Origin of the sequence: Kitasatospora sp. CMC57, from assembly GCF_045866025.2 — a bacterium.
Taxonomy (GTDB): domain Bacteria; phylum Actinomycetota; class Actinomycetes; order Streptomycetales; family Streptomycetaceae; genus Kitasatospora.
Genome location: NZ_AP035881.2, coordinates 4,210,296 through 4,225,507, shown reverse-complemented (window position 1 = coordinate 4,225,507; position 15,212 = coordinate 4,210,296). Strand labels below are relative to the sequence as shown.

The 15,212-nt window shown below is 70.4% G+C and carries 16 protein-coding genes; 5 read left to right on the top strand and 11 right to left on the bottom strand.

The window, feature by feature from the left end; translation table 11 throughout:
- The first annotated feature begins 5 nt into the window (after positions 1 to 5).
- Positions 6 to 716, top strand: coding sequence for an MOSC domain-containing protein (locus tag ACKUU6_RS18885; RefSeq protein ID WP_407989756.1), 711 nt, complete (start codon positions 6 to 8; stop codon positions 714 to 716).
- 7 nt (positions 717 to 723) lie between these two features.
- Here ACKUU6_RS18885 and hemC read toward each other — a convergent pair whose 3' ends face one another.
- The 4 genes from hemC to ACKUU6_RS18865 all read right to left on the bottom strand — a co-directional run bounded on the left by hemC (position 724) and on the right by ACKUU6_RS18865 (position 4,518).
- Complete coding sequence (gene hemC / locus ACKUU6_RS18880; protein ID WP_407989755.1) at positions 724 to 1,659, bottom strand: hydroxymethylbilane synthase; 936 nt, start codon at positions 1,657 to 1,659, stop codon at positions 724 to 726.
- Between the two features lie 17 nt (positions 1,660 to 1,676).
- A complete protein-coding gene (locus tag ACKUU6_RS18875; protein WP_407989754.1) occupies positions 1,677 to 2,066 on the bottom strand; it encodes a VOC family protein in 390 nt (129 codons plus the stop codon).
- Positions 2,067 to 2,164: 98 nt separating this feature from the next.
- The gene (gene mqnP, locus ACKUU6_RS18870; protein WP_407989753.1) at positions 2,165 to 3,061 is read right to left on the bottom strand and encodes a menaquinone biosynthesis prenyltransferase MqnP; all 897 of its coding nucleotides are present in this window, start codon (positions 3,059 to 3,061) and stop codon (positions 2,165 to 2,167) included.
- Positions 3,061 to 4,518: a menaquinone biosynthesis decarboxylase gene (locus tag ACKUU6_RS18865; RefSeq protein WP_407989752.1), complete on the bottom strand. Its 1,458-nt coding sequence runs from the start codon at positions 4,516 to 4,518 to the stop codon at positions 3,061 to 3,063. Before ACKUU6_RS18865 ends, mqnP begins: the two co-directional genes overlap by 1 nt.
- Before the next feature lie 78 nt (positions 4,519 to 4,596).
- Between ACKUU6_RS18865 and ACKUU6_RS18860 the strand changes: the two genes are divergently transcribed.
- The 3 genes from ACKUU6_RS18860 (at position 4,597) to ACKUU6_RS18850 (ending at position 7,170) form a co-directional block, all read left to right on the top strand.
- Complete coding sequence (locus ACKUU6_RS18860; protein ID WP_407989751.1) at positions 4,597 to 4,980, top strand: PLD nuclease N-terminal domain-containing protein; 384 nt, start codon at positions 4,597 to 4,599, stop codon at positions 4,978 to 4,980.
- Between the two features lie 324 nt (positions 4,981 to 5,304).
- Entirely contained in the window at positions 5,305 to 6,906 is a 1,602-nt protein-coding gene (locus ACKUU6_RS18855; protein WP_407989750.1) for an acyl-CoA carboxylase subunit beta, read from the top strand.
- Between the two features lie 57 nt (positions 6,907 to 6,963).
- A complete protein-coding gene (locus tag ACKUU6_RS18850; RefSeq protein WP_407989749.1) occupies positions 6,964 to 7,170 on the top strand; it encodes an acyl-CoA carboxylase subunit epsilon in 207 nt (68 codons plus the stop codon).
- A 222-nt stretch (positions 7,171 to 7,392) separates the two neighbouring features.
- Here the strand turns inward: ACKUU6_RS18850 and ACKUU6_RS18845 are convergent, their stop codons facing one another.
- From ACKUU6_RS18845 to hemL, 7 genes are all read right to left on the bottom strand, one after another.
- Positions 7,393 to 7,797, bottom strand: coding sequence for a hypothetical protein (locus ACKUU6_RS18845; protein ID WP_407989748.1), 405 nt, complete (start codon positions 7,795 to 7,797; stop codon positions 7,393 to 7,395).
- Between the two features lie 56 nt (positions 7,798 to 7,853).
- A complete protein-coding gene (ccsB, locus tag ACKUU6_RS18840) occupies positions 7,854 to 8,990 on the bottom strand; it encodes a c-type cytochrome biogenesis protein CcsB (protein ID WP_407989747.1) in 1,137 nt (378 codons plus the stop codon).
- Positions 8,991 to 8,993: 3 nt separating this feature from the next.
- Positions 8,994 to 10,688 (bottom strand): cytochrome c biogenesis protein ResB, encoded by a 1,695-nt coding sequence (locus ACKUU6_RS18835; protein WP_407989746.1) that lies wholly within the window; start codon positions 10,686 to 10,688, stop codon positions 8,994 to 8,996.
- A gap of 2 nt (positions 10,689 to 10,690) precedes the next feature.
- The gene (locus ACKUU6_RS18830) at positions 10,691 to 11,425 is read right to left on the bottom strand and encodes a cytochrome c biogenesis CcdA family protein (protein WP_407992164.1); all 735 of its coding nucleotides are present in this window, start codon (positions 11,423 to 11,425) and stop codon (positions 10,691 to 10,693) included.
- Between the two features lie 92 nt (positions 11,426 to 11,517).
- The gene (locus tag ACKUU6_RS18825; RefSeq protein ID WP_407989745.1) at positions 11,518 to 12,117 is read right to left on the bottom strand and encodes a TlpA family protein disulfide reductase; all 600 of its coding nucleotides are present in this window, start codon (positions 12,115 to 12,117) and stop codon (positions 11,518 to 11,520) included.
- A 127-nt stretch (positions 12,118 to 12,244) separates the two neighbouring features.
- A complete protein-coding gene (locus ACKUU6_RS18820) occupies positions 12,245 to 12,895 on the bottom strand; it encodes a histidine phosphatase family protein (protein WP_407992163.1) in 651 nt (216 codons plus the stop codon).
- A 76-nt stretch (positions 12,896 to 12,971) separates the two neighbouring features.
- Positions 12,972 to 14,306: a glutamate-1-semialdehyde 2,1-aminomutase gene (gene hemL / locus ACKUU6_RS18815; protein WP_407989744.1), complete on the bottom strand. Its 1,335-nt coding sequence runs from the start codon at positions 14,304 to 14,306 to the stop codon at positions 12,972 to 12,974.
- Between the two features lie 406 nt (positions 14,307 to 14,712).
- Between hemL and ACKUU6_RS18810 the strand changes: the two genes are divergently transcribed.
- A complete protein-coding gene (locus ACKUU6_RS18810) occupies positions 14,713 to 15,201 on the top strand; it encodes a hypothetical protein (RefSeq protein ID WP_057231582.1) in 489 nt (162 codons plus the stop codon).
- Positions 15,202 to 15,212: the final 11 nt, after the last annotated feature.

Below are 15,212 nucleotides of genomic sequence, written 5' to 3'. Positions count from 1 at the left end.
CAGCCATGGGAGAGATCATCGGGGTGGTCGAGCGGCTGTGGCGCTACCCGGTCAAGTCGACCGCGGGCGAGCAGCTCGACGCGGTCGAGGTGGACGAACGCGGGCTGGCCGGCGACCGTCTGTACGCCGTCCGGGACGGCTCCGGCAAGTTCGGCTCCGGCAAGAACACCCGGCGGTTCCGCCGGATGGACGGCCTGCTCCGCCTCGGATCGCGAGTCGGGAACCGGCTCACCGCACCGGAGTTGCTCGACCCCCTGGGCAGCCCGGTCGCCGACCCGGACGCCTTCCTCCGCGCCTACCTCCAGCGGGACGATGTCGAACTCGCCCGCGAGGACACCGTCTCGCACCTCGACCAACTGCCCGTCAGCGTGTTGACCACCGCGACGCTCGACCGGCTCCGCGAGCTGCTCCCCACCACCGTGCTGGACGAACGGCGGTTCCGCCCCAACATCCTGCTGCGGACCCCGCCCGGTACCGCCCCCTTCGTCGAGGACACCTGGTTCGGCCACCGCACCACGGCCCCGTCCGGGCTGACCCTGGCCTTCGTCCGCTCCAGCGAACGCTGCGTCATGACCGGCACCGCCCAACCCGGCCTCCCGCACGCTCCGGAGATCCTCCGGACCATCGCCAGAACCCACCAGAACCGCCTGGACGCCCTGGCCACCGTGCCCCGCCCCGGCCGCCTTCAGCTCGGCGACCAGCTCACGCTCGGCTGACGGAAGGTCAGTGCGGGATGGCGGCGATCAGCTCGTGCGCACCCTGCCGCTTGAGGGCCAGGGCGACCGAGGTGCCGAGGTCCTCGGGGGAGAGCGCGCCCGCCCACTCATGCGCGTCCAGGATCCGCTTCCCGTCCGGGGAGAACACCCGGCCGCGCAGCGCGAGCCGCCCGTCCGGCTCGGCGGTCGCGTAGCCGGCGATCGGGCTGTTGCAGTGGCCCTGGAGGACGTGCAGGAACATCCGCTCCGCCGCCGCCTCCCGCCAGGTGTCGTGGTGACCGAGACCGGTGACGGCCTCGATGGTGGTGTGGTCGTCCTCCCGGCACTGCAGGGCGAGCACACCCGCGCCGATCGGGGGGCACATCGCGTCCAACGGGAGGATCTCGGTGATCCGGTCGCTCTCACCGATCCGTTCGAGCCCGGAGGCGGCCAGCAGCAGGGCGTCGGCCTCCCCGGCCGCCAGCTTCGCCAGCCGGCTGTTGGCGTTGCCCCGGATCGGTACGCACACCAGGTGCGGGTGCGAGGCGGCGAGCTGGGCGATCCGGCGCACCGAGGAGGTGCCGATCCGGCTGCCCGCGGGGAGCTGATCCAGCGTCAGGCCCTCGGGGTGGATCACCGCGTCGCGGATGTCGTCGCGCCGCAGGTAGCCGGCGAAGACCGTACCGGCCGGGAGCGGCCGGTCGGCAGGAACGTCCTTGAGGCAGTGCACCGCGAGGTCGGCCTCCCCGGCCAGCAGCGCCTGGTCGACCTCCTTGGTGAACGCGCCCTTCCCGCCCAGCTTCGCCAGGTCGCCCATCCACCGGTCGCCCGAGGTGAGCACCGGCACCACCTCGGTCCTGATGCCCGGGTGCAGCACGGCGAGCTCGGCCCTGACCCGCTCCACCTGGGCGAGTGCCATCGGCGAGGAGCGGGACACGATCCTGATCAACTCAGCGGCAGCCATGGCGACATGATAGGGCGTCAGTCGGCACTGCCCGGACCGCCGCCCCGCACCAGGCAGAACGGGTGGCCCGCCGGGTCCAGGTAGACCCGCCAGCCGGTCTCGACGTCCTTGCGCACCGCTCCGAGCTCCAGCACCCGGGCCTCGGCCGCGTCCAGGTCCTCGACCTCGATGTCCAGGTGGAGCTGCTGCGGATGGGCCGGGTCCGGCCACATCGGCGGGCGGTAGTCCTCGACCCGCTGGAAGCCGAGCACCATCCCGCCCGGGACGTGCACCGTCGACCAGTACTCGTCCAGCGACCAACGGGGGTCGGGGCGGTCCGTCTCGCCGCCGAGCAGGGCGGCGTAGAAGTGCGCCAACCCGGCGGGGTAGTGGCAGTCGAGCACCACGCACTGCAGCTTGCCGATCATCGGGACCACTCCTGGAGCAGACGGGGACCTGTGCCCCTCCAGCATCCCGCCGGGCCGGGGCCGGGTGGCGTCATCCCGGTACACCCCGCGAGTCGAGCTCAGACGGTCAGCCCGCGCAGCACCAGGTCCAGCAGGGCGAAGGCGAACAGGGACATCCCGACGAAGCCGTTGGTGGTGAAGAAAGCGCGGTTGAGCTTCGAGAGGTCGTGCGGCTTCACGATGGTGTGCTCGTAGACGAAGGCGGCCGCGACCACCACCAGGCCGACCCAGAAGGCCGGGCCCGCGTCGGTGAGCAGCGCGTACCAGACCAGCAGCACCAGCGTCACGGCGTGGCAGGCCCGAGCGCCGTACAGCGCGGCGGGGACCCCGAAGCGGGCGGGGAAGGAGCGGACGCCCTCGGCGCGGTCGGCGGTGACGTCCTGGGTGGCGAAGATCAGGTCGAAGCCGCCGATCCAGATGCCGACGGCGAGGCCGAGCACCACGGGGTACCAGGACCAGCTGCCGGTGACGGCGAGCCAGGCACCGATCGGGCCCATCGACTGGGCCAGTCCGAGGATCGCGTGCGGGAAGTCGGTGAACCGCTTGCCGTACGGATAGACCACCATCGGGACCACCGCGACCGGCGCGAGCACCAGGCAGAGCGGGTTGAGCAGTGCGGCCGAGCCGAGGAAGACCAGCAGCGCGATCGCCGAGCCGACGTACGCGGTGCGCATCGAGACGGCGCCGGTGACCAGTTCGCGGTTGGCGGTGCGCGGGTTCCGGGCGTCGATCTCGCGGTCGATGATCCGGTTGGCGGCCATCGCGAAGGTGCGCAGGCCGACCATGCAGACGGTGACCAGGGCCAGGGCGCCCCAGTGCATCCGGCCGTCCGTCAGGTACATCGCGGTGAAGGCGGCGGTGTAGGCGAACGGCAGGGCGAACACCGAGTGCTCGATCAGCACCAGGTTCAGGAAGGCCCTGACCTTGTTGGGCGGGACGGCGGCGACGGTGGTCATCAGAGTCCGTACTCCTTCCAGCGGGCGGTCACCAGGGCGGCGGTCTCCGGGTCGGAACTGACCATCTCGGGCCAGCCGCCGTCCCGGGTGTAGCCCTCCTCGGGCAGCTTGCGGGTGGCGTCGATGCCCGCCTTGCCCCCCCAGAACTGCTGGTAGGAGGCATGGTCGAGATGGTCCACCGGGCCTTCGACCACGGTCAGGTCGCGGCTGTAGTCGGTGTTGCCCAGGGCCCGCCAGGCGACCTCCTGGTAGTCGTGCACGTCGCAGTCGGCGTCCACCACGATGATCAGCTTGGTCAGCGACATCATGTGCGCGCCCCAGATCGCGTGCATCACCTTCTGGGCGTGCTTGGGGTACTTCTTGTCGATCGAGACGATCACGCAGTTGTGGAAGCCGCCCGCCTCGGGCAGGTCGTAGTCCACGATGTCCGGGATGATGATCTTCAGCAGCGGCAGGAAGAACCGCTCGGTGAACTTCCCCAGCGGCCCGTCCTCGGTCGGCGGCCGGCCGACCACGATCGACTGCAGGATCGGGCGCTTCCGCATCGTCACGCAGTCGATGGTCAGCGCCGGGAACGGCTCCTGCGGCGTGTAGAAGCCGGTGTGGTCGCCGAACGGGCCCTCGGGCAGCATCTCCCCGGGCTCCAGCCACCCTTCGAGCACCACCTCGGCGTCGGCGGGCACCTGGAGCGGGACGGTCTTGCAGTCCACCATCCGCACCCGCTCACCGGCCACGAACCCCGCGAACAGGTACTCGTCGATGTCGCCGGGCAGCGGCGCGGTGGCCGCGTACGTCACGGCGGGCGGGCAGCCGAAGGCGATCGCGACCGGCAACCGCTCGCCGCGCTTGGCGGCCACCGCGTAGTGGTTGCGGCTGTCCTTGTGGATCTGCCAGTGCATGCCGATGGTCCGCCGGTCGTGCCGCTGCAGGCGGTACAGCCCGAGGTTGCGGATGCCGGAGTCCGGGTCCTTGGTGTGGGTCAGGCCCAGGTTGAAGAACGAACCACCGTCCAGCGGCCAGGTGAACAGCGCCGGGAGCTGGTCGAGGTCGACCTGATCGCCCGTCAGCACCACCTCCTGGACCGGCGCGTCCGAGGACTTCACGTTCTTCGGCGGTACGTGCGCCATCGAGGCGAGCTTGCCGAACGCGTCCCGGAAGCCGGTGAAGCCCTGCGGCAGTTCGGGCTTGAGCAGGCCGGCGATCTTCTCCGAGATCTCCTCCGGGCCCTTCAGGCCGAGCGACTTGGCGAGCCTGCGCTCCGTCCCGAAGACGTTCATCGCCAGCGGCATCGAGCAGCCCTTGACGTTCTCGAACAGCAGCGCAGGGCCCTTGGCCTTCTGCACCCGGTCGACGATCTCGCCGATCTCCAGATGTGGATCGACCTCGGTCTTGATCCGCTTGAGGTCGCCCTCACGCTCCAGGGCCCGGAGAAACGAACGGAGATCGTCGTATGCCATGCCAGCCAGTATCCGATACGCACTACTCTGGCCACGCCAAGAGGGCCCCACCTGTTCGTCCCCCGGGGGAGACACACCGTGCTGAGGATTCTGCCGCCACTGCTCCTGCTCGCCCTCTGGATCTGGGCGTTCATCGACTGCCTGACCACGCCCGAGCAGGAGGTGAAGCACCTGCCCAAGGTGGCCTGGGTGATCATCGTGCTGCTCTTCCCGCTGGTCGGCTCGATCGCCTGGCTGGCCATCGGCAAGCGACGGGACGGCCTGACCTCGGTCCGTGCCCCGGGCCGCCAGGTGGCGCCGGACGACAATCCCGAGTTCCTCGCCTCGCTGAAGAAGGACCAGCGCGACCGGGACGCCGAGCTGCTCAAGCAGTGGGAGGCCGACCTGCGCCGCCGCGAGGACGAGCTGCGCGACAAGGGCGACGGGGAGGCAGGCGAGACAGGTCGGGGCGACAAGCGCTGACCTGCTTTGGCGCATCCCTACGAGCTGTCATACCCCTCGGTAGCCGGCCCGGACGCCCCTCGCATCCCCCGAACAGCCCCTTGACCTGCAAACGCTTCCCCGCAGCAGTCACCCCCGCACCACATGTAGCGGCCCGGCCGGATTTTCGGCCGGGCCGCTTTCTGTGCAGCCTTGACAGCTTCTGGCGCCCGACCTTGTACGGAATCGACGCCGAGCCGGGGCCATGATCCCTCGTACTGTCGTAGGTGAAGAAGTGTTCGCAGCGACCGGCCCGCCACAGCGGCCCGCCGCCGGACAGTTCCCTCAGACTTGGAGTGGTTCGAGATGACGGTTCTGCACGAGGCGCCCGCCGGTGGCGAGATCCCCGAGACCCCGGCCGACGCCCGGGGGCGAGTGGCCGAACTGCACGAACTCCGCGCGCAGGTGGTGCGCGGCCCCAGCGACAAGGCGACCGAGGCGCAGCACGCGAAGGGGAAGTTGACGGCGCGTGAGCGGATCGACCTGCTGTTGGACGAGGGGTCGTTCCGTGAGGTGGAGCCGTTGCGGCGGCACCGGGCGACGGGTTTCGGTCTGGAGGGGAAGAAGCCGCACACCGATGGTGTGATCGTCGGGTGGGGCACCGTGCACGGCCGGACCGTGTTCACGTACGCGCATGACTTCCGGATCTTCGGTGGCGCGCTGGGTGAGGCGCACGCGCAGAAGATCCACAAGATCATGGACATGGCCATCGCGGCGGGTGCGCCGCTGGTGTCCCTCAACGACGGTGCCGGTGCCCGCATCCAGGAGGGTGTCACCGCGCTGGCCGGCTACGGCGGCATCTTCCAGCGCAACACCCGCGCCTCCGGCGTCATCCCGCAGATCTCCGTCATGCTCGGCCCCTGCGCCGGCGGCGCCGCCTACTCACCCGCGCTGACCGACTTCATCTTCATGGTCCGCGAGACCTCGCAGATGTTCATCACCGGCCCCGACGTGGTGCAGGCCGTCACCGGCGAGAAGATCAGCCAGAACGGCCTCGGCGGCGCCGACGTCCACTCCGGCGTCTCCGGCGTCTCCCACTTCGCCTACGACGACGAGCAGTCCTGCATCGAGGAAGTGCGCTTCCTGCTGTCGCTGCTGCCGCAGAACAACCGCGAGATGCCGCCCGCCGCCCCCACCGACGACCCCGTCGACCGGCGCAACGACTCCCTCCTGGACCTGGTGCCCGCCGACGGCAACCGCCCCTACGACATGCGCAAGGTGATCGAGGAGATCGTCGACCACGGCGAGTTCCTGGAGATCCACGAACGCTGGGCCACCAACGTCCTGTGCGTCCTGGCCCGCATCGACGGCCACGTCACCGGCATCATCGCCAACCAGCCCCAGTCCCTCGCCGGCGTCCTGGACATCAACGCCAGCGAGAAGGCCGCCCGCTTCGTCCAGATGTGCGACGCCTTCAACATCCCCCTCGTCACCATGCTCGACGTCCCCGGCTTCCTGCCCGGCGTCGACCAGGAACACGACGGCATCATCCGCCACGGCGCCAAACTGCTCTACGCGTACTGCAACGCCACCGTGCCCCGCATCCAGCTGATCCTGCGCAAGGCCTACGGCGGCGCCTACATCGTCATGGACTCCCGCTCCATCGGCGCGGACCTGTCCTACGCCTGGCCCACCAACGAGATCGCCGTGATGGGCGCCGAAGGCGCCGCCAACGTCATCTTCCGCCGCGACATCAACGGCGCCGAGGACCCCGAAGCGACCCGCGCGCAGAAGATCAAGGAATACAAGACCGAACTGATGCACCCCTACTACGCCGCCGAACGCGGCCTGGTGGACGACGTCATCGACCCGGCCGAAACCCGCGCCGTCCTCGCCTCCGCACTCGCCATGCTCCGCACCAAGCACGCCGACCTGCCCAGCCGCAAACACGGCAACCCGCCGATGTAACGCGCTGTTGCGCTGCTCGGAACCCTTCAGACTTCAAGACGCGGGAGAAATGACCTCATGACCGCCAATGCCGAACCGCTGCTCCGCATCGTCCGTGGCACCCTGTCGGACGAGGAACTCGCTGCCCTGACCGCCGTTCTGATGGCCCGGGCAGCGGCAGCCCACACCGTCGCCGCAGCCCCCGTCGAGCCGATCGCCACCTGGTCCCGGGTCGAGCGCCGCCCGGCGTACTACTCCCCCGTCAGCTGGCAGCAGGCCGCCTGACCGCTGCGCTGCGCCTCCGGCGGCGCCAATGGCAGGCGCTCCGGGTCTACGGTCCAGGGGCTCGGGGCTCTGCTCATGGGCGGCTCCGCCGCCGGGGCGAGGAGATCTGGCGTTCGGTCACTGCGAAAGTGCCTGACCCCGTACGCACGTTGAACGCTCCTGAGGCTGGCTTCGCAGTTCCCCGAGCCCCTGGGCCGTGGACCCGGAGCGCCTGCGAACAGCTCAGGCCACCGCCAGGGCCTTGCGGCCCGCGTGCATCACGCTGAGGTTGGCCTCCAGGCGGGTGGGGTCCTGGCAGAGCCAGAGGCGGACGGCTGCGCCGAGGATCGCGCTGGCCGAGCCGAGCCTGACCCCCGTCAGCTGGGCCACCCGGGCGGCGGCCAGCACCAGCAGGTCGGCCAGGGCGGCCGGCAGCCAGACGGTCTGCGCGCACGGCGCCGGCGGCGCGAGCGCGGCCAGCAGCCGGTACGCGTCCGCCTGGCGGTGCAGCATCGGCAGGACGTCGAGCAGTCCGTCCGCCATCACCTCCGACACGTCGCTCCGATGGCTCTGGGCGAGTCGGCGGAGCAGCGCTCTCTCCGCTGCGGTGATTCGGACGGTCAGCATGACCTCGTCGCACTCCAGCATGGTGCGGCCCTCCTCGCGGCTTTCCAACGGGCTGAACGGGCTGAACGGACGGGTCGTCAGACTCCGGCGTAGGAGTGCTTACCCGTGACGAAGATGTTGACGCCGTAGTAGTTGAACAGGAAGCAGGCGAAGGCCAGCAGCGCCAGGTAGGCGGCCTTGCGGCCCTTCCAGCCCGCCGTCGCCCGGGCGTGCAGGTAGCAGGCGTAGAAGACCCAGGTGATGAAGGACCAGGTCTCCTTCGGGTCCCACTCCCAGTACTTGCCCCAGGCCGCCTCGGCCCAGATCGCACCGGCCATGATGGTGAAGGTCCAGAGCGGGAAGACGATCGCGTTGATCCGGTACGAGAGCTTGTCGAAGGTGGCGGCGGCGGGCAGCCGCTGCCAGACCGAGGCGGGGATCCCGAGCGGTCCGGTGGTCCGGCCGGCGGCGATCCGGCGGTCGTAGGAGTCCTTGCCCAGGTACAGGGCGGTGGCGATGAAGGCCGCGTAGAAGGCGCCGCCGCAGAGGATCGCGGCGGAGACGTGGATGGCCAGCCAGTACGAGTGCAGGGCCGGGACGAGCTGCTCGGACTCGGTGTAGAGCACGGTGACCGCGAGGCCGAGGGTGAGCACCACGGCGACCATCACGGGCAGCCCGAGCCAGCGAACCTGCTTCCGGGTGGCCAGCAGGCCGAGGTAGGCGACCACCATGGCGAGTGCGAAGGCGCAGGAGAACTCGTACATGTTGCCCCACGGCCAGCGCACCACCGAGAGGCCCCGGGTGAGCACCGCGGCGGCGTGCAGCACCGCGCCGAGGGCGGCCAGCGAGATCGCGATCCGGCCCGCCAGGTCGCCCTTCTCGCTGCCGCCGGCCGCGCCGGGGCCGTCCACATCGACGGCCGTGTCACGGCCGCTGGTGACCACGGTGGCGCCGGCGTCGGCGAGGGCGGTGCGGGTCAGCGTGGTGGTGCCGCCGTCGGCCGAGGCGACCGTGACGGTGACCTTCTTGGCGCCCTTGGCGGGGGTCTGGGCGGCCGCGACGGCGGCGGCCAGTCCGGCCTGCTCGACCGAGCGGACCGCGACGGCACCCTTGCTGCCGAACGTCCACTCGAAGATGTGGGCGAACATGGCGATGACGTACACGGCCATCGCCGAGTAGATCAGCTTGTTGGAGAGGTCGGCCAGGCTTGGGTCGACCGACGAGGCGAGATTCACCGTCTACTCCTTGGAGTCCGGGACAGCGGGGGCGGCAGGTTCTGAGGGTGGATCGTCGTCGGTGGCCGGGGCGTCGTCGGCCGGATCGTCGGCAGCCGGGGCGTCGTCCTGGAGGTCGACGGCGATCTCGGCCAGTTCCTCGGCGATCCTCGCGGACTCACTCCGGGCCAGACCGGCGACCTCGACCAGGGTGCGGCCGTCGGGGCCCGCACTGGCCCGCACCCAGACCCGGCGACGCTGGACGAACAGCGAGCCGATCAGACCGAGGATCGCGGCGACCGCGCCGAGCAGCGCGATCGAGTTGCCCGGCCGGTGCGAGACGGTGAAGCTCGCCCACTGCTGGTAGCCCTCGAAAGTGAGGGTCCCGTAGCCGTCCGGCAGGATCCAGGCCTGGCCGGGCTTGAGCCGGGCGCGGGCCGGATTGCCGTCCTGGGTGAGCTGGGTGAGGTGCTTGGTGTCCAGCTGGTAGACGTTCTGCGGCAGGCCGGAGTCGGTGCCGAGGTCGCCCGCGTACGCGGTCAGCACCAGCATCGGGTCGGCCGCGTCGGGGAACAGCGAGACCGGGCCGGTCTTCTCGAAGCTCTCCGGGGCGGTGGGCAGGAAGTAGCCGTTGAAGCCCAGTTGGGTCTTCGCGCCGTCCTTCTCGCCGTAGTCGTTGACCTTGAGCACACCGGTCGAGGTGAGGTTGCTGTCCTGCGGCAGGAAGGCGGTCGGGCCCGAGTAGACCTTCTCGCCCTTGGCGTTCTTCACGGTCACCACGGGCGCGTAGCCGTGGCCGATCAGGAAGACCTTGCTACCGCCGATCTCCAGCGGGTGGTTGACCTCGATCTCGCCCTGGGTCAGCTTCCCGGTGTCGCTGCCGGTCCAGTACCGGACGTGCGCGGTGAACTGCCGGGCGCTGCCCACCTGGGGGCCGCTGGTGGCGTACTTGGCGGTGAAGCCGTCCAGCTTGAAGCCGAACGGGTCCAGGTCGTTCAGCCCGTAGAACTGGGAGCCGGTGAAGTCGTCCAGCTGGGTCGCGGTGTTGGAGTACCCCTGCTTCTCGACCACCAGCTTGCCGCCCTCGCCGCTGGCCACGCTGGCCCAGGCGAAGCCGGTCAGCAGGGCGAACAGCGAGAGGTGGAAGGCCAGGTTGCCGACCTCGCGCAGGTACCCCTTCTCGGCCGCGACCGAGCCGCCGGACAGGTGAGCCCGGAAACCCCGGCGCTTCAAGTGCGCGTACGCGGCGGCGTTCACCGCCTGGTGGCCGACCTCGGTGTGCCAGGCCGCGTAGACCGGCATCCGGGTCAGGTTCTTCGGCGCGGCCGGCGGCCGGGCCCGCAGCACGCCGACGAACTGCCAGGTGCGCGGGACGATGCAGCCCGCCAGCGAGACGAACAGCAGGATGTAGATCGCCGAGAACCAGACCGAGCTGTACACGTCGAACAGCTGGAGCTTCTCGTACACCTCGCTGACGCCGGGGTGCGCCGCCTTCCAGCTCTGCACCTTGAAGGCGTTGTGGCTGTTCTGCGGGATCAGCGAGCCGGGGATGGCGGCCAGCGAGAGCAGGAACAGCAGGATCAGCGCGACCCGCATCGAGGTCAGCTGACGCCACGTCCAGCGCAGCCAGCCGAGCAGGCCGATGCCGGACGGGGCGTCCTGCTCGGTGGGCGCGCTGCTGAGGCGTTCCGCCTCGATCTCGTCGGTCAGGGGATTCACGGTCAGATTCCGATCGAGAAGTCGGCGACGTAGGACTGCATCTCACGGACCATCGAGTCCCAGGCACCGGTCACCAGCAGCACGCCGACCACGACGAGCATGCCGCCACCGAGCCGCATCACCCACTGGTAGTGCTGCTTGACCCAGCCGAAGGCGCCGAGCGCCCGGCGGAAGGCCAGCGCAGCCACCACGAACGGTACGCCCAGGCCGATGCAGTAGACGGCCATCAGGAGTGCGCCGCGCCAGGGCGAGGCCTGGTTCCAGGCCAGGGTCTGGATGGACGCCAGGGTCGGGCCCACGCACGGGGCCCAGCCGACGCCGAAGACGACGCCGAGCAGCGGGGCCCCGGCCAGGCCGATCGCCGGGCGGCGGTGCGAGCGCACCTCACGCATCGACAGGCCGGGCACCAGCCCCATGAAGGCCAGGCCCATCAGCACGACGAGCAGGCCCATGACGATGCTGATGGTCCGTTGGTTGGCCAGCAGGGTCTGGCCGAAGAAGCCGAAGAGCGCGCCGCCGGAGACGAAGACCGCCGTGAAGCCCAGGATGAACAGCACCGAGCCGAGCAGCATCCGGCCGCGCTTGGCGCCCTTGGCGTCGGCCAGGTCGGCGGCGGAGAAGCCGGTGACGTAGCTCAGGTAGCCCGGCACCAGCGGCAGCACGCAGGGGGAGAAGAACGAGACCAGCCCGGCCGCCAGTGCGATCGGCACGGCGAGCAGGATCGCCCCGCTGGCCACGGTCTCGTTCTGCCCGGCCGCGAGGGTCTGCGCCGCCGCGAGGGTCTGGCCCGCCGCGAGGCCCTGCCCCGCCGCGAGCAGGAGTGCGGCGCTCACTTCGGCTCGGCCAGGACGGGCTGGAGCAGCTTCTCGAGGTCCTCCGCCGAGATCGGCCGCATGGAGCGGGCGGCCAGCCTGCCCTGGCGGTCCACCACGATCGTGGTCGGGATGGACTGCGGGTTGAGGCTGCCCTTGGGGAACTTGAGGATCTCGGTGCCGTCCGGGTCGTACAGGCTCGGGTAGGTGATCCCGAAGCTGTCCTCGAACCGGACGGCGTTGTTCACGTCGGGGTCCCGGGTGTTGATCCCGAGGAACTGGACGTCCTGGTCCCGGTACTTCGACCAGACTTCCTGGAGCCCCTTCGCCTCGGCCCGGCAGGGGTTGCACCAGGAGCCCCAGACGTTGAGCACCACGATCTTGCCGCGGTAGTCGGCGAGGGCCGCCTTGTCGCCGTGCAGGGTGGTGCCGGAGATCGCGGGGGCGGTCTGCCGGGAGGCGACCGGAGCGGTGTCCAGACCGCCCTTCGGGTCGGAGATGAATCCGGTCTGGCCGTCCGAACTTCCGGAGTCCGCGGTGCAACCGGTGAGGGCCAGCGCGGCGGCGGCGGCGAGCGCGGCGGCCGGGCGGAGGTAACGGCGGGTCGTCCCAGACATGTGAAAAGTTTCGCATGGGACTTTGGGCAGATTTCGGGGGGTCCGCCGTTAGTCGACGGACCCCCCTTGACCTGCGGTTCTTACGCTTACGACCCACTTAATTCGGACAAAGTGCACTGACCTGCCGTCAGGCGCCGAAGCTCTTGCCGACCGGGGCGTCGCCCTTCCTGCCCTTCCCCACCAGGTGGGCCGGCAGCAGGTCCCTGGCCGGCTCGCGGTAGCCGATCGAGACGATCCGGTCGCCCTCGTACGTGAAGCTGGTCAGCGAGGCCAGCGAGCACTGCCGCTTGCGCGGGTCGTGCCAGAGCCGGCGCCGCTCGGCGAAGCTGCGGGCGATCCAGATCGGCAGCTGGTGGCTGACGCAGACCGCCTCGTGGCCGCGCGCCGCGTCCCGGGCCGCCGCCAGCGCGCCCATCATCCGGACCGCCTGCTCGATGTACGGCTCGCCCCAGGACGGGCGCAGCGGGTTGGTGAGGTAGCGCCAGTACGCCGGGTTCCGCAGCGAGCCGTCGCCGACACCGAAGGTCTTGCCCTGGAAGATGTTGTCTGCCTCGATCAGCCGGTCGTCGACCGCGACCTCCAGGCCGTGCGCCTTCCCGATCGGCTCGGCGGTCTCCTGCGCCCGCTCCAGCGGGGAGGCCACCACGTGGGTGATGTCCCGGTCCGCGAGGTGCTCGGCCACCCGGTCCGCCATCTGCCGCCCCAGGTCGGAGAGGTGGTAGTCCGGCAGGCGGCCGTAGAGCACGCCCTCCGGGTTGTGCACCTCACCGTGCCGCATCAGGTGGACGACGGTGATCTCTTTCGCACTCACTGTGCTCGCTCCTCGAAGACTGACGCGGGACTGACGCGGGGACTCACGCGGGCCGGGCCTCGGCCGCCGCGCGGGCGGCGGCGGGCAGGGCGGCGGCGATCCACTCGACCGCGCGCTCGTCGTGCGCGGCCGAGACGAACCAGGACTCGAAGGCCGACGGCGGCAGGTAGACGCCCTGCGCCAGCATGCTCTGGAAGAACGCGGTGAAGCGGAACGCCTCCTGCTGCTTCGCCTCGTCGTAGTTGGTGACCGACTGGTCGGTGAAGAAGACCGAGAACATGTTGCTCGCGTTCTGCAGCCGGTGCGCCACCCCCTCCTTGTTCAGCGCCTGGCTGACCAGCGCGGAGATCTCGGCGGCGACCAGGTCCACCTTCTCGTACACCGCGTCGGTGCAGTGCTGCAGCTGCGCCAGACCGGCGGCGGTGGCGATCGGGTTACCGGAGAGCGTGCCCGCCTGGTAGACCGGACCGGCCGGGGCCAGATATGCCATCACGTCCGCCCGGCCACCGAAGGCGGCGGCCGGGAAGCCACCGCCCATCACCTTGCCGAAGGTCAGCAGGTCCGGCGCCCAGCCCTCGACGGCCGCCTCGACGCCGTACCAGCCGGCCTTGGAGGTGCGGAAGCCGGTCATCACCTCGTCCGAGATGAACAGCGCGCCGTTGCTCCGGCAGAGCTCCGAGAGGCCCTTGTTGAAGCCGGGCAGCGGCGGGACCACGCCCATGTTGCCGGGCGAGGCCTCGGTGATCACACAGGCGATCTGGCCCGGGTTGGCCGCGAAGGCCGCCTCGACCGCGTCCAGGTCGTTGTAGGGCAGCACGATGGTGTCGCCCGCCTGAGCCCCCGTCACGCCGGGGGTGTCCGGCAGGCCGAACGTGGCCACGCCGGAGCCGGCCGCCGCCAGCAGGGCGTCCACGTGGCCGTGGTAGCAGCCCGCGAACTTCACGATCTTCGCCCGGCCGGTGAAACCGCGGGCCAGCCGGATCGCCGACATGGTCGCCTCGGTCCCGCTGGACACCAGCCGGACCTGCTCCACCGGTGCGACCCGGGCGACGATCTCCTCGCCGAGCAGCACCTCGCCCTCGCCGGGCGTGCCGAAGGAGGTGCCACGGCTCACCGCCTGCTGCACCGCCTCGATCACCGCCGGGTGCGCGTGGCCCAGGATCATCGGACCCCAGGAGCAGACCAGGTCGACGTACTCGCGTCCGTCGGCGTCGGTGAGGTAGGGGCCGGTCCCTGACACCATGAAGCGCGGGGTGCCGCCGACCGCGCGGAAGGCGCGCACCGGGGAGTTGACGCCGCCGGGGGTCACGACCGACGCGCGGTCGAACAGCGACTGGCTCTGCGGGGCCTCGTAGGGGTAGTTCTTCGGGTTGGTCACCCGGACATGGTCTCAAATCGTGTCCTGGACCTCCGCATGTCGGATCCGATCATCTGGAACGATGATCCTGGTACCGGTGCGACGCCGATGTGACCCGAACGGACTGTACGGTCCGTAGTGTCGTGGGTACGGTTATCCGTACTACCGCGATCGGCCGACCCACTCCGATGGGTCAGACTGTGAGCGGCCGTTCCGTGTACGACAGCGCGGAGCGGGTAGTGGGCACGTTCGGAGGGACACCGAGCGTGCGGGGGTCTGTCGATTGCGGCGTATTCCGGTGAGGATGGTCCGAGTGTCCGAGGCGCAGGACGGCCACGACGAGGCCGCGGGTGGCTCTCGTCGGCGTGCCGGGGCGGCCGGCGGGGGTACCGGTGCGGGCGGCAGGGGAAGGCGGGGCGAAGGCAGAGTGGGGGTCACCTACAAGTACTTCGGCGCACCCGACCGCGCCACCGCCGCGAGAGTCCCCACCGCCCTCGGCCCCGGCGGCCTCGGACTGGACGCCGGTGAGCTCGGCTCCCTGGGCCGCCTCGGCGACCTGATGGAGACCAGCGGCTCCCCCAACGGCCACCTCTCCACCAAGATCAAGCCCGAGACCATGTCCGCCATGGTCCTGACGGGCATTCAGGGCGTCCCGCTGCACCAGGTCCCGCCCCTGGAGCTGGTCGTCCTGCACCCGGACTACGCCGTGGTCCAGCTTCCGCACACGGTCGTCGAGCCGCTCCGCAAGGCCGACGAGACCGAACTCGGCGCCGCCGCCTTCATCTGGTCCACCGTCCCCGACCGCAGGGGCCCCCGGGACGCCTTCGTGATCTACACGATGCTCCACGAGTGGCAGGACTTCGCCAACCGCCTGCACGACGCGGGCCACCAGCTGTACTGCCTGGTCTGGCCCTGAGCGGGCCGTTC

Excerpts from the sequence above, each read along its gene's own strand:
- ACKUU6_RS18845 (WP_407989748.1), bottom strand. The coding sequence starts at position 7,797 with ATGCTGGAGTGCGACGAGGTCATGCTGACCGTCCGAATCACCGCAGCG.
- ACKUU6_RS18825 (WP_407989745.1), bottom strand. The coding sequence starts at position 12,117 with ATGTCTGGGACGACCCGCCGTTACCTCCGCCCGGCCGCCGCGCTCGCC.
- hemC (WP_407989755.1), bottom strand. The coding sequence starts at position 1,659 with ATGGCTGCCGCTGAGTTGATCAGGATCGTGTCCCGCTCCTCGCCGATG.
- ACKUU6_RS18820 (WP_407992163.1), bottom strand. The coding sequence starts at position 12,895 with ATGCGGCACGGTGAGGTGCACAACCCGGAGGGCGTGCTCTACGGCCGC.
- mqnP (WP_407989753.1), bottom strand. The coding sequence starts at position 3,061 with ATGACCACCGTCGCCGCCGTCCCGCCCAACAAGGTCAGGGCCTTCCTG.
- ACKUU6_RS18850 (WP_407989749.1), top strand. The coding sequence starts at position 6,964 with ATGACCGCCAATGCCGAACCGCTGCTCCGCATCGTCCGTGGCACCCTG.
- ACKUU6_RS18855 (WP_407989750.1), top strand. The coding sequence starts at position 5,305 with ATGACGGTTCTGCACGAGGCGCCCGCCGGTGGCGAGATCCCCGAGACC.
- ACKUU6_RS18865 (WP_407989752.1), bottom strand. The coding sequence starts at position 4,518 with ATGGCATACGACGATCTCCGTTCGTTTCTCCGGGCCCTGGAGCGTGAG.
- ACKUU6_RS18875 (WP_407989754.1), bottom strand. The coding sequence starts at position 2,066 with ATGATCGGCAAGCTGCAGTGCGTGGTGCTCGACTGCCACTACCCCGCC.
- ACKUU6_RS18885 (WP_407989756.1), top strand. The coding sequence starts at position 6 with ATGGGAGAGATCATCGGGGTGGTCGAGCGGCTGTGGCGCTACCCGGTC.